At 56.0% G+C, this 13,288-nt stretch carries 14 protein-coding genes and 1 riboswitch; of the genes, 13 read left to right on the top strand and 1 reads right to left on the bottom strand.

Annotated elements, in window-relative coordinates:
- Positions 1 to 177: 177 nt before the first annotated feature.
- Positions 178 to 383, top strand: a riboswitch (cobalamin riboswitch).
- A gap of 431 nt (positions 384 to 814) precedes the next feature.
- From HMPREF2890_RS05365 to gap, 13 genes are all read left to right on the top strand, one after another.
- Complete coding sequence (locus HMPREF2890_RS05365) at positions 815 to 2,197, top strand: alpha/beta hydrolase family protein (protein ID WP_070466340.1); 1,383 nt, start codon at positions 815 to 817, stop codon at positions 2,195 to 2,197.
- A 56-nt stretch (positions 2,198 to 2,253) separates the two neighbouring features.
- Positions 2,254 to 2,871 (top strand): riboflavin synthase, encoded by a 618-nt coding sequence (locus tag HMPREF2890_RS05360; RefSeq protein WP_070466338.1) that lies wholly within the window; start codon positions 2,254 to 2,256, stop codon positions 2,869 to 2,871.
- A gap of 9 nt (positions 2,872 to 2,880) precedes the next feature.
- On the top strand, positions 2,881 to 3,438 hold the full coding sequence (locus HMPREF2890_RS05355; RefSeq protein ID WP_070466336.1) for a nitroreductase family protein: 558 nt from the start codon (positions 2,881 to 2,883) through the stop codon (positions 3,436 to 3,438).
- Between the two features lie 27 nt (positions 3,439 to 3,465).
- Positions 3,466 to 4,827 (top strand): histidine--tRNA ligase, encoded by a 1,362-nt coding sequence (gene hisS / locus HMPREF2890_RS05350; protein ID WP_070466334.1) that lies wholly within the window; start codon positions 3,466 to 3,468, stop codon positions 4,825 to 4,827.
- Between the two features lie 3 nt (positions 4,828 to 4,830).
- Complete coding sequence (locus HMPREF2890_RS05345; RefSeq protein WP_083289823.1) at positions 4,831 to 5,268, top strand: single-stranded DNA-binding protein; 438 nt, start codon at positions 4,831 to 4,833, stop codon at positions 5,266 to 5,268.
- A 36-nt stretch (positions 5,269 to 5,304) separates the two neighbouring features.
- Entirely contained in the window at positions 5,305 to 6,684 is a 1,380-nt protein-coding gene (gene gldE, locus HMPREF2890_RS05340; protein WP_083289822.1) for a gliding motility-associated protein GldE, read from the top strand.
- A complete protein-coding gene (locus tag HMPREF2890_RS05335) occupies positions 6,681 to 7,268 on the top strand; it encodes a 4'-phosphopantetheinyl transferase superfamily protein (protein WP_070466328.1) in 588 nt (195 codons plus the stop codon). Before gldE ends, HMPREF2890_RS05335 begins: the two co-directional genes overlap by 4 nt.
- Before the next feature lie 62 nt (positions 7,269 to 7,330).
- Complete coding sequence (proS, locus tag HMPREF2890_RS05330; protein WP_070466326.1) at positions 7,331 to 8,812, top strand: proline--tRNA ligase; 1,482 nt, start codon at positions 7,331 to 7,333, stop codon at positions 8,810 to 8,812.
- Between the two features lie 9 nt (positions 8,813 to 8,821).
- Positions 8,822 to 9,670 (top strand): 3'-5' exonuclease, encoded by an 849-nt coding sequence (locus HMPREF2890_RS05325; RefSeq protein ID WP_070466324.1) that lies wholly within the window; start codon positions 8,822 to 8,824, stop codon positions 9,668 to 9,670.
- Between the two features lie 139 nt (positions 9,671 to 9,809).
- The gene (locus HMPREF2890_RS05320) at positions 9,810 to 10,226 is read left to right on the top strand and encodes a YtxH domain-containing protein (RefSeq protein ID WP_070466322.1); all 417 of its coding nucleotides are present in this window, start codon (positions 9,810 to 9,812) and stop codon (positions 10,224 to 10,226) included.
- A 129-nt stretch (positions 10,227 to 10,355) separates the two neighbouring features.
- On the top strand, positions 10,356 to 10,910 hold the full coding sequence (locus HMPREF2890_RS05315; RefSeq protein WP_070466320.1) for a hypothetical protein: 555 nt from the start codon (positions 10,356 to 10,358) through the stop codon (positions 10,908 to 10,910).
- 30 nt (positions 10,911 to 10,940) lie between these two features.
- On the top strand, positions 10,941 to 11,474 hold the full coding sequence (locus tag HMPREF2890_RS05310) for a hypothetical protein (protein ID WP_070466319.1): 534 nt from the start codon (positions 10,941 to 10,943) through the stop codon (positions 11,472 to 11,474).
- Positions 11,475 to 11,597: 123 nt separating this feature from the next.
- The gene (gene gap, locus HMPREF2890_RS05305) at positions 11,598 to 12,608 is read left to right on the top strand and encodes a type I glyceraldehyde-3-phosphate dehydrogenase (protein ID WP_070466317.1); all 1,011 of its coding nucleotides are present in this window, start codon (positions 11,598 to 11,600) and stop codon (positions 12,606 to 12,608) included.
- Between the two features lie 115 nt (positions 12,609 to 12,723).
- On the opposite strand, the gene HMPREF2890_RS05300 is transcribed toward gap, so the two are convergent.
- On the bottom strand, positions 12,724 to 13,288 hold a 565-nt coding region (locus tag HMPREF2890_RS05300), incomplete at its 5' end, for a glycerate kinase (protein WP_148130684.1).

Raw genomic sequence — 13,288 nt, 5'->3', positions numbered from 1 at the left:
ATCAACTGTGTACTTTTTCCAGGAATCGCATAATTGTGAGCGGAAAGTGGCTCGTGATGTGGGGAATTTCTTTTACCGATATTAGGCGCGCCTAATATCGGTATTAGTGACGCCTAATATCGGTAAAAGAATTCAGCCAGTCCAATGGGCGAAATGAGAGCAACGATGAGTAAAAAAATGTACCTTTGCAGTGACGGTGATCCGATGGACACTCGCTCATCGGAGTAAGAGGGAAACAGGTGCAAGTCCTGTGCAGACCCGCTGCTGTAAGTCTCCAACCGATCGGCTCGAAGTGATGCCACTGTGGTCCTCCTCGGAGGAGTATGGGAAGGCGACGAGCCGAGAGACAAGCCAGAAAACCTGCCGTCACGTGCATTTTGTATCGCTCCCGAGGACTGGAGCGGTGCCACTGAAAGGATGTAGTCCATCTGTATTTTCCAATTTTTGACTCGCTATCAGCGACTATTATCCCAAGTGTGGTCTAGTAATTCATACTGAGTGATGACGACCCTCTGTGAAGCGGATCGAGTCCATGCACTTTTAGGAGAGACGGTCACCGACATCCGACGGTGGCGGTCTCTCCTTTTTTTGTACCTTTCGGTCAATTGAGAATGTTGCACGAAGTGCCATTCTCGCACATTTGTTTCAAATGTGCTGAGACTTTGCACGAAGGATGAGATGCAAGGCGCTGAGGATGAGACCGAAAGGAGCGTACTCACGTACGTGACCGAGACCGAATTCCGAAAGCAACGCAGCAGATCGCCTTCGTGCAATAGTCTCCAATTAGTTTTATTGACTCACTTCATTCATAGCGATGAGAAACTACATTATCCTTGCGCTATCCATCCTTGCGCTCACCTGCCGAGCTCAGATCGTCGACACTTGGCATGGGATGCTGCAGGTCACTCCGACCTATAGCCTGCCGCTTGTGCTCCACATCACGGAGGGGACCGACGGCTACTCCGCCACCTTAGACAGCCCGGAGCAGGGGGCAAAAGGGATCCCGGTGGATCAGATCAGCTTTAGCCCCGATAGCCGGACGCTCAGCTGGCAGAGCCGCACCATCGGTGCCGGCTATAGCGGGCAGTTCGAGGGTGATACGATCCGGGGAGACTTCTCTCAGCAAGGATTTACCACTCGGCTGGATCTGATACGAGGTGAGTACCGGAAGAGCAAGCCCAAGGACGACCTCCCCTACCTCTCCACCGAGCTTACCATCCCCTCGGGAGAGGTGACCCTCGCCGCCACCCTGACGGAGCCAAGCGAGCAGAAGAGCTCTACCGCAGTGGTCTTGGTAGCGGGCAGTGGACCTAATGACAGGGACGAGAAGCTGGGACCACACAAGCCCCTCCGCGACATTGCCGACCACCTCACCCGACAGGGCATTACCGTGCTGAGGTATGACAAGCGAGGAGTGGGCGAGTCTACGGGTACCTTCGGAGCCTCTATGCTGAGTGACTTCGTGGCAGATGCCAAGTCGGCTCTTGAGCACCTGCGTAGGACGGGACGCTACTCGAGGGTGGGTCTCATAGGGCACAGCGAGGGAGGACTGATCGCCGAGAGGATCGCAGCAGAGAGTCCGGCAGAGGTCGACTTCATCGTGCTGCTTGCCGCCCCGGGAACCTCAGGGGTGGAGATCATCACGTACCAGAATGTAGTAATGATGGCGAGCCTGATCTCCCCCGAGGCAAAGGAAGACTTCGCCAAGATTACCGGTGAGACCTTCAGGGATTTCGCCAACCACTCCACGACCCGAGCGGAGGACTCTACGCTGATGCGGGGCTACTTCGAGAGGGTGCTACCCTTGGTCCGCGAGGAGCAGCGAGCCGACACGAGAGCGATGGTCCTCAGCGACAGGTACTTCAGCTCGATGCTTGATGCGACCTCCACACCATACTATAAGGAGTTCCTCAGGAGCGATCCCTCCACCCTCCTTCCACGGATCACCTGCCCGATACTGGCTCTTAATGGGAGTAAGGACATGCAGGTGGAGGCGTCAGGCAATCTCAGCACCATCAAGCGCCTGGCGACAGCATCCTCAGGAGTGAGGACAGAAGAGATCGCGGGGCTCAATCACCTTTTCCTACCCTGCAGCACCGGTCTCCCGGGCGAGTACATCCACCTCAAGCCGGGCTTCTCGAGCGAGGCCCTGGAGATGATGACGGAGTGGATCAAGGAGGGAGAATTGGGCAGGTAATGCCTTTTGGGTAAATTTGCACTATCAGTGATAGTTATCAGTAAGTAATCCTCTATATGTTTTCCGGAATAGTCGAGACAACGGCAAAGGTGCTCCGAGTGGATCACCCTCACAATAGTACCAATGTGAACCTCACCCTGACTGTCCCCTTCTGGGACGAGCTGGCGATAGACCAGAGCGTGGCGCACAATGGAGTCTGCCTGACGGTTGTCTCAATCCATCCCGAGGAGAAGAGCTACACCGTCACCGCGGTGCAGGAGACCCTTGAGCGCTCCAACCTCGGCGACCTCAAGCCCGGTGATCGGGTCAATGTGGAGCGGAGCATGAGGAGCGATGGTCGCCTCGATGGGCATATCGTCCAGGGACATGTTGATACCACAGCCGAGTGCATCAGGCTGGAGGATGTGGGTGGAAGCACCTACTACACCTTCCGCTACAGTGTCCCCGATGAGATGGCAGCCCGTGGCTACACCACTGTGGAGAAGGGCTCTGTCTGCATCAATGGTGTCAGCCTCACCGTGGTGGACTCCGAGAGAGACACCTTCAAGGTCGCTATCATTCCCTACACTAAGGAGATCACCAACTTTGGTGACCTGTCGGAGGGGAAGCGGGTCAATCTCGAGTTTGACATCATCGGCAAGTACCTCGCCAAGCTTATCACCTTCCGCCAGTAACCCTCTCCCATGGACCCCGACAGCAACCCTCTCAGCGAGCTGATCCAGTCGCGCCAGAGTACTCGCAAGTATCTTGATAAGCCGGTACCACGTGAGGCGATCGAGCGCATACTTGATCTGACACACTTGGCACCATCTGCCACCAATTCGCAACCCTGGCGCTTCATCGTCGTTGATGATCCGGAGCTCAAGGTCGCTGTCGCGAAGTGCCTCACCTCCCCCCTACTCCCATCGATGAACACCTTCGCCAAGGAGGCGCCGGCGCTCATCGTCGTAGTCGAGGAGGCAGCCAATGTGGCGGCAAAAGTGGGAAACCTCCTCAAGAAACAGCATTTCTCCCGGATCGACATCGGTATCGCCGTGGGTTACCTCACGCTGGCAGCACGCAGCGAGGGGCTTGATACCTGCGTCATAGGCTGGCTGGATAATAAGAAGATCCAGGACATCCTCCGGATACCTCGGGAGAAGACGGTCCAGCTGGTGGTGTCGCTCGGTTACTCCGACGACCCCATGCGACCCAAGACCAGGAAGAAGATGGACAAGATCCGCTCCTATAATACGTACTAACCTCATCCCTCTGTAGCAACATCACTTATGGCTCAGAAACCAAGCATACCCAAGGGCACTCGCGACTTCTCCCCCGAGGAGATGGCGAAGCGCAATTACATACTCAATACGATCATCAGCACCTACCGGCTCTATGGCTATCGCGAGATACAGACACCGGCGATGGAGAACCTCTCCACCCTACTCGGGAAGTATGGTGACGAGGGAGATCGGCTGATCTTTCGCATCCTCAACTCGGGCGACAGCCTCAAGGACTTTGACCGTCAGGAGCTGCTGACCATTGATCCGGCTGACTTTGCCTCCCGAGCCTGCGACCGTGGACTGCGGTATGACCTGACTGTCCCCTTTGCTCGGTATGTGGTGCAGCACCGTAATGAGATCACCCTCCCTTTCAAGCGGTATCAGATACAGCCGGTATGGCGTGCGGATCGCCCCCAGAAGGGTCGGTACCGCGAGTTTTACCAGTGCGATGCCGACGTGATCGGCTCCGACTCTCTCCTGCATGAGGTGGAGCTGACACAGATCATCGACACCGTCTTCGCCAAGCTGGGCGTGCGGGTAGTGATCCTCCTCAATAATCGGAAGTTGCTCACTGCCATCAGCGAGCAGCTGGGGATCGAGAACATCATCGACTTGACCGTCTCCATCGACAAGCTGGAGAAGATCGGCTGGGAGGGTGTCGAGGAGGAACTGCGTGGCAAGGGCATCAGCGAGGAGGCGATCAGTCGCCTAAAGCCGATCCTCGGTATCTCGGGAAGCAATGAAGAGAAGCTGGAGAAGCTCGCTGACCTCTTCCGCGAGAGCGAGGTGGGTCGCAAGGGGGTGGAGGAGCTGACCTACATCCTGGACAAGCTACGCCACTGTCGCCTGCAGAATGAAGTTCGGCTGGACCTCTCTTTGGCACGAGGCTTGGACTACTACACCGGGACTATCTTTGAGGTGAAAGCGCTTGACACGCCTATGGGGAGCATCACCGGTGGAGGTCGGTATGACAATCTCACAGGAGTATTCGGCCAGAGCGGCATGAGCGGTGTGGGGATCTCCTTTGGTGCTGAGCGGATCTTTGATGTGCTGGAGGCGCTGGATCTCTATCCAGAGTCAACCCACTCGGGGACGCAGCTGCTCTTCATCAATTTTGGGGAGAAAGCTCTGGACTACATCCTTCCCCTACTCGGTGAGCTTCGCAGTAAGGGGATCACGGCGGAGGTCTATCCGGACGATGCGAAGATGAAGAAGCAGATGTCCTACGCCAATGCGCTCTCGATCCCTTACGTCGCTTTCATCGGCGATGACGAGATCGAGCAGCATACCATTAGCGTCAAAGATATGGAGTCGGGTGAGCAGCAGAGCTATACCACCGAGGAGCTGATCGCTCTCCTCCGGTCATGAGCCATGGGTGACAGCGATACATACTGCAGGGTAGAGCTGCAAGGCAACGTGGGGCATGACCCGCTGATCCGCTACCTGGATGAGAGGACCTGTATGGCATCATTCAGCGTGGCGACAGACAGCCTCCTCCCCGACACTCCGGGCGGAGCGGTGACAGACTGGCATGATGTCGTCTGCTACCGGGAGCCCGCCCACTATGTGGAGACTCACGTCCGTAAGGGGTATAAGGTGCGTGTCGTGGGCAGACTGACCTACAAGAGGTACCGAAGTGGCGAGGATAAATACAATCGCAAGGCGATGATCATCGCCGAGCAGGTCGCTCTCATCTCTAAGCCTCAGCCCAAGAAGTCAGTGACCCCTCAGGAGGAGTCGATCACTTCGCCTTACGCAGACTATAGAGAGACGCTCAGTAAGGATGCGGAGTCTGGCCTACCTTTTTGATATCCCCGATGATAGACAGCATAGTAATTTTTATCCTTGGAAGACATCGAATACATCAGTAGCGGACTGCTAAAGGGCGTGGGCGTGATCCCGCTGGGACCGGAGGGCATCGTGACGCTGGTCATTACTCTGGTACTTATCGCAGTCTGTCTCTACTACAGTGGCTTCTGCTCCTCATCGGAAGTGGCCTACTTCGCCCTCACCCCATCGCAGCTGGAGGAGCTGAAGTCCTCTAAGGAGGAGCGGGACAAGAAGGTGATCTATCTGCTGGAGCATGGGGAGTATATACTCAGCACGATATTGATCTCCAATAACTTTGTTAATACAGCGATCGTGATGCTGAGTGACTCGGTCGTCAATCAGACGCTGGACTTCACCCATGCACGTACGCTCGGCTTCGTACTGCAGGTGGTGGTCATCACTTTCGCAATCCTGCTGGTGGGCGAGATTATCCCGAAGGTCTCCACGCAGATGGATCCGCTCAGGGTGGCACGTCGTAATGTCACGACGCTCTTCACCTTCTATGGCGCCCTCAAGGGGATCAATAAGGCTCTCGTCCGTATGGGCGAAGTGATTGGCAAGTCCCTGACAAAGAATAAGTCTGAGCTCGACCGAGAGGACCTCAGCAAGGCAATCGAACTGACAACGGAGGACAGCGAGGAGCAGGGGGTGCTGAATGAGATCCTGCTCTTCCAGCGCAAGACAGTCTCCGAGGTGATGACACCGAGGATCGATATGGCGGCACTGGAGCTCTCAACACCCTATGCGGAGGTACTCTCCTTCGTGGAGGAGTGCGGCTACTCGCGCATACCGGTCTACGACAAGCGGATCGACTCGATCAAGGGGATCCTGTACGCCAAGGACCTCCTGCAGCATCTCGGCGAGGCACCCGACTTCCGATGGGAGGGACTCCTGAGAGAGGTACTATACACACCAGAGGACGTGAAGGTAAGCCATATGCTGGAGGTCTTCCGTAAGGAGCGTCGCCATATGGCGATCGTGGTGGATGAGTATGGTGGCACGAGTGGTTTGGTGACGATGGAGGATCTATTAGAGGAGATCGTCGGGGACATCGAGGACGAGTACGATGAGGACGAGCAGCTCTACAAGGAGCTTCCAGACGGGTCCTTTGTCTTCGATGGCAAGATCAGTATCCTTGACTTCCTCCGCATCGTCAAGGTGGAGGACTACGATGCCATCTTAAGGGTATCAGACGAGGCGGAGACACTGGCGGGACTGCTGCTGGAGGTAAAGGGTGACTTTCCCCAGGTCAATGAGGTGATCACTATTGACGGGCATCAATTCAAGGTGCTCTCCATCACCAACAGACGCATCAGCAAGATCCTCTTCATCCCCGACCCTGCGAAGGCTCACGATGACGAGGTGAGGGAGCAAGAGACAGAGAAGAGGCCATGACAAACCGGTCCTCTGTGGTGGTGATCCCCCGCACTGACTCAAGTGAGGATACCCACCTGACGCTGAAGCGTGGACTCCGACGGCTCTTTACCGACGAGGAGCCGCCACATGTGGCGCATTACTCAGACGGAGCGCCCTACTTCCCCAATCGTCCCGACCTCCTCTACTCCTCCTCCGACTGCCACTGCAGCGTCGCCCTCCAGGTGGCTCCCTCGGGACTACTACCGGTGGGCATCGATGTGGAGGACAAGGCGGATCAGGCTGCGAGGATCCTCCCACGCTACACCACGGAGGCAGATCGCCGGACTATGGCGTGCTTCCCACAGATAAGCCCACTCGAGCTATGGAGTGCCAAGGAGGCGATCTTCAAGGCCTTCAGTCGCTACGTGCGGGACTTTCAGACGGACATCACTCTTCTCTCACCGGGACACTTCGCCGTCAATCGTCTCGGTGAGGTAGCGGTGTCCTATAGGTCAGGGAGCGAGTTAAGTGCCCTCTCCGAGAGCCACCACACCTATCCGGACTCTCTCGTCCTCGCCTTTATCACCGCTCCAGAGGTGGAGGAACGACTGATCGTCCTCTGAGGATATGCAAAAAGTGGTACCTTTGTTACCTAAACATAGTTTCAATAAAATTGCCAAAGAATATGGCCAAGAAAATCAAGGCAATCACGCCCCGGTCAGAGAATTACTCCCAGTGGTACAATGACATCGTACTGAAGGCTGACCTGGCGGAGAATGCTGCCGTCCGCGGCTGTATGGTCATCAAGCCATACGGCTTCGCTATCTGGGAGCGGATGAAGGAGCTTCTCGATAAGTCTTTTAAGGAGACCGGTGTCAGCAACGCCTACTTCCCCCTTCTGATCCCTAAGTCCTTCCTCAGTCGTGAGGCGGAGCATGTCAAGGGCTTCGCCAAGGAGTGCGCTGTGGTGACTCACTATCGGCTCAAGGCGACAGAGGACGAGTCTGCTGTCATCGTGGACCCCGAGGCTAAGCTCGACGAGGAGCTGATCATCCGCCCCACCTCGGAGACGGTGATCTGGAATACGTACAAGAATTGGATCCACTCCTGGCGCGACCTCCCTCTGCTCTGCAATCAGTGGTGCAACGTCATGCGCTGGGAGATGCGTACCCGTCTCTTCCTCCGCACGAGCGAGTTCCTCTGGCAGGAGGGTCATACAGCCCATGCCACTGAGGAGGAGGCTCAGGAGCGAGCTCGGCAGATGCTCAGAGTGTATGCCGACTTTGCCGAGAAGAAGATGGCCATGCCGGTCATCCGTGGTGTAAAGACGCCCACTGAGCGCTTTGCCGGTGCCATCGACACCTACACCATTGAGGCGATGATGCAGGATGGGAAAGCGCTACAGAGCGGTACGTCACACTTCTTGGGGCAAAACTTTGCCAAGGCCTTTGACGTCACCTTTGCCGATAAGGATGGTGAGGAGAAGCTGGTCTGGGCCACCTCATGGGGCGTATCGACTCGCCTGATGGGCGCACTGATCATGACCCACTCTGACGACAACGGGCTGGTGCTGCCGCCTGCTTTGGCTCCGATTGACGTAGTGATCGTCCCGATCTACAAGAGTGATGAGGAGCGTGCTCAGATCACCGAGCTGGTGGAGCCGCTCATCAAGGAGCTTCGCGATCACGACATCAAGGTGAAGTACGACGACGCTGACAACAAGAAGCCGGGGTGGAAGTTCTCTGAGTACGAGATGAAGGGCGTACCGGTTCGCCTTGCCCTCGGACCCCGCGATGTCGAGGAGGGAACGATAGAGGTGATGCGCCGAGATACGCTGGAGAAGGAGACCGTCCCCTACGAGGGCATCGGCAAGCGGGTCGAGGATCTGCTGGATCAGATCCAGGAGAATCTCTACAAGCGCGCTCTTGACTTCCGCACCGCACACACCTACAGCTGCGATGACTGGGACGACTTCTGTGAGAAGGTCGAGGCCGGTGGCTTCGTGATGGCACACTGGGATGGTACTGCAGAGACAGAGGAGCGGATCAAGGATCTGACCAAGGCGACGATCCGATGCATCCCACTCGGTCAGCCGGACGAGCCGGGTAAGGACATCCTGACCGGCAAGCCCTCCGAGCGCCGAGTACTCTTTGCCTGCTCCTATTGACAAGGCTCGATGAGCCAAGCAGGACTACTTATCCTTATCGCCGTGGTGCTGGTCTGCCTGCTCCTCGGCGATACTCTTTTGAGACGTGCCGGGTACCGCAATCACATCGTCAAGAGGAAGCCTACTGTACCTATGTCATCACCTTCCATCCCCTACGCTGAGCTACTGAAGCAACTCCAGCCTCCCACGGTGCCCGCCGAGGAACTGGAGAGATTGACCGCTGAGGAGCAAGGGCTCTACCCACGCTACCTGATCCTCGACCTGCAGACAACAGGACTCTCGATCTTGCAGGGCAAGGAAGACCGCATTGTGCAGGCGGCTTGGCTGGGCTTAGACGACCAATACCGTGAGCTCTGTCACGGTGTGGTGCTGGTGGAGCAAAACAATGCCGGCAGCGACGAGGCGAGGAGGGTACACCACTTGGACACCCACACACTCCGGATCATGGGGAAGAGCGAGGAGGAGCTCCTTGAGTTGCTCCTTCCGCTGATCAAGAGATCCACCGTCCTCGTCTGTCACAACGTCCGCTTCGACCTAAGCATCCTCCTCGGAGCGATACGGCGGCTGCACCCGACAGCTGAGTTTTGGCTCAAGCACAAGGAGGCGATCTGCACTATGGTGCTGAGCGCTGCCCTTGACCCTCACTGGCGACACCACTACCGATCACTCACATCACTGACCAATGAGTACACCGGGATCAGCCCTGCAGATATGGATGCCTTCGACATTACCGGCTGGCGTAATGTCTGCCTGACTCGGATCTGTCTTGCACAGCTACGCCTCCGCTACCCTGACGAGACAGAGCCGGGGGACCTGCCCATAGTAGAGGACTACCTTGACCGGCGAGTGGGACCTTAGTCCGCTATGACATTTTTGCGACAATGGATTGCAGAATTGTCTGTGTATTAGAAAAAAGGTATATTTGTACAGAAGATAGGGGAGATAATCCCCCTATCGCTGACACTAACCGTAGACACTAAGTACACAAGGAAGAGTTATGAGTAACAATAATTCCGGAATAAAGTTTATGCTGGGTCTCTTCGTAGGCTCAGCCATCGGAGCAGCCATCGCATACCTCTCTGACGAGAGCCGTCGCAACCAGCTCATTGATGATATGTCAGATACCGCCGACAAGGTGAAGAGCAACGTGAAGGACGCTTACTACGAGGGTCGTATCCGTGCACGCAAGGCCGGTCGTGACCTCTCTCACTACGTCGATGACCTCAAGGGTGACGCGGAGGACATATACTCTACTGTGAAGGACTCCGCTTCCCAGCTGGGTAATAAGGCTAAGGACACCGCTCAGAAGGTCGCCGACCTGACTGAGGAGGAGCTCGAGGACCTCAAGGCAGAGGCCAAGGAGCAGAAAGACAGACTCGCCGAGGAGGCCAAGAAAAAGGTCAACAAGGACTAACCCCCCCTTTGGCGCACTCAGAGCCACTTATCTACAGATGGGATTGCCGAAGCATCCTCGCAAGGATCCTTCGCAGTTCCATCTGTCTTTATCCCACGAGAGTATCACCTTACCTATTAAGGTACAGACATGGCTAAGACAATCAAGCAAATCATCGATGAAGTAAAGGCAGAGGCCCTCTCCTTCGTGGGCGCCAAGCGCGAACTCGTGAAGCTCGAGGCAATTGAGAAAGGCGTTCCTGCCGGCATCAAAGGGGTGTACTACCTTATCATGGCTGTCGTTGGGCTGACGGCACTCCTATTTCTTCAAGTGGTCATCGCACTGCTTTTTGCCATGATCTTTGCTTCCGACCTACTGGGCGCCTACGATACAGTCTCCGCTCTGGCAGCAGGCTTCGGGTGCTTAGTGGGGCTACTGTTGCTCATCGAGTTCATCCTCCTTCTCCTTAAGAAGCCGATCACCAGCACACTGGAGGAGAAGATCATCTCCGCTCAGCTGGACAAGCTGGAGGATATGGAGGAGAAAGAGGCAGGAGAGGCTCGGCGTGAGACCGCCACAGTGACTATGGTCGCTGACGTGACTGATGTCCATGGCGAGTCGGTGATCCCCGGCACAGAGTCGCCTGACCACCCGGTCGTGGAGGTTCACCAGTTTACGGACGAGGACGACCTGCAGGGCAACTAACCATCAATCCCTCTGATAGAGGACACTACTATGAGCACAAAAGCATATAAGCCAGACTATAAAAGCCGGCTGGAGGCGCAGAAGCACCGCTTAGAGAGTCGATCGGAGGAGAGCAAGATGCGGATCCTCAACAATGTCGACTACCTCCGCACCGATGGTGCCGAGGTGATCAAGGGAGAGGCACTGAGAGCCCTCTCAGACAAGAGTCCGGTAGCGGCAAAGCTGGTCGGAAACGTGCTGGGGATCAAGGCCCCCTCTGACAGATCCCGCACCCATATAGTCCGGATGGATCGTGATCAGGATGGCACGATGAGGAAGTACTCTCGTGTCTCCAGACTCCTACGAGACACCCCGTCGGGTGAGGACACCGGTAAGCCCTCCATAGTAAGCAGACTGCAGGACTCCTCATGGAGCTCACTTATGCAAGACGTGGTGATACCTGCCGGATTAGCCGTCGGCAGCAGTCTCCTACTCGCCGGGACCCTTCGCGGATTCGGTAGTGGTCTCCGTGGCTTGACTAAAGGACTTATCAAAGGAATCGGAAAAGGCCTTTTCAAACTCTAAAAACGGATGGGATACCGATTTTTTTAATTATATTTGTCCATCGAAAGATTGATGATTGCGGATCATACCGCAGTCTCTACAACAGTGACACTAGTAACTGATTTTACATAACAGACAATCACTATGATCAAAGTAGCTATCAACGGCTTTGGCCGTATCGGTCGTTGCGCCTTCCGCGCAGCTCAGAAGCACAACAACATCCAGATCGTTGCCATTAACGACCTCTTGGACGTTGACTATCTCGCTTACATGCTGAAGTACGACACCATGCATGGTAAGTTTGAGGGTGAGGTGGACTGCGATAAGGAGAAGAACCTCCTGATCGTCAATGGAAATAAGATCCGCTGCACCCAGGAGACCGATGCTGCTAATTGCAAGTGGGACGAGGTCGGCGCCGAGTACGTACTCGAGTGCACCGGCTTCTACCTCACCAAGGAGAAGAGCGAGGCTCACCTCAGAGGTGGTGCCAAGTATGTCATCATGAGCGCCCCCTCCAAGGACGACACTCCTATGTTCGTCATGGGTGTTAATAACAACACCTACAAGAAGGGTACTCAGATCGTCTCCAACGCCAGCTGCACCACCAACTGCCTCGCACCCCTCGCCAAGGTGCTGCACGACAACTTTGGCATCAAGGATGGTCTCATGACTACCGTACACTCCACCACCGCTACCCAGAAGACCGTTGATGGTCCCTCCAAGAAGGATTGGCGCGGTGGTCGTGCTGCCGCCGGCAACATCATCCCCTCCTCTACCGGTGCCGCTAAGGCTGTTGGTAAGGTGATCCCCTCTCTCAATGGCAAGCTGACCGGTATGTCTCTCCGCGTGCCTACTCTGGACGTCTCTGTCGTTGACCTGACCGTCAACCTCGAGAAGCCCGCCAGCTATGAGGAGATCTGCAAGGCAATGAAGAAGGCCAGCGAGGGCGAGATGAAGGGCATCCTCGCCTACACTGATGAGGCTGTTGTTTCTTCCGACTTCCTCGGCGACACCCACACCTCTATCTTTGACGCCACCGCAGGTATTGCTCTCACCGACACCTTCGTAAAGGTACTCTCTTGGTACGACAACGAGATCGGCTACTCCAATAAGCTCATCGAGCTCTGCGAGTACATGGCTAAGGCAAATGCCTAAGTAATCGCATCCTATAGACTACTCCCACTCCGTGGAGTAGAGCTAAAAAGGGCTGTGCTGACCAGTGTCGGCACAGCCCTTTTTCTTTTTTCCAAAATCAGTAATTAGGATCCTGCTATGGAATGGTCTCAAGGAGTGAGCGTATCGTAGCTCTAAGGTTTGCCCGAGCCACCTCCGGTCTCATCGCCACATCCGGCGGAGTACCGGGGGGATTGATGCAGGCGACGCGATCGAAGCCGGCAGCCAGCAGCTTATCCCTCGCCCCGACCCGGCCGGCCACGAGCCATGTAGGCACTCCGGCGGATCGGGCACGCCTCATGATGCCGTAGGGCAACTTCCCCATCAGCGTCTGCTCATCGGCACTCCCCTCACCGGTGATCACACAGTCGGCACCGCAGATGAGGTCACCAAAGTGTAGGTACTCCAGGAGCAGATCGATCCCTGACCGGCACTCCGCTCCGAGGAATTGTATAAAGGCATAGCCCAGTCCGCCCGCAGCTCCTGCACCCGGCTCACCACTTCGATCGTAGCCAAGGTGGTCCGCTGCTTGATATGCCAGCTCTCGCATCCTACCCTCAATTACCGACACCATCATCGGGGTCGCACCCTTTTGTGGAGCAAAGACGCAGGCCGCACCACTTGAACCATAGAGTGGATTAGTGACATCACTCGCCAAGATG

This window comes from Porphyromonas sp. HMSC065F10 (genome assembly GCF_001808555.1).
GTDB lineage: Bacteria > Bacteroidota > Bacteroidia > Bacteroidales > Porphyromonadaceae > Porphyromonas_A.
Note: the sequence above shows the minus strand (reverse complement) of the source record. Positions and strands in the feature narration are given on the sequence as shown.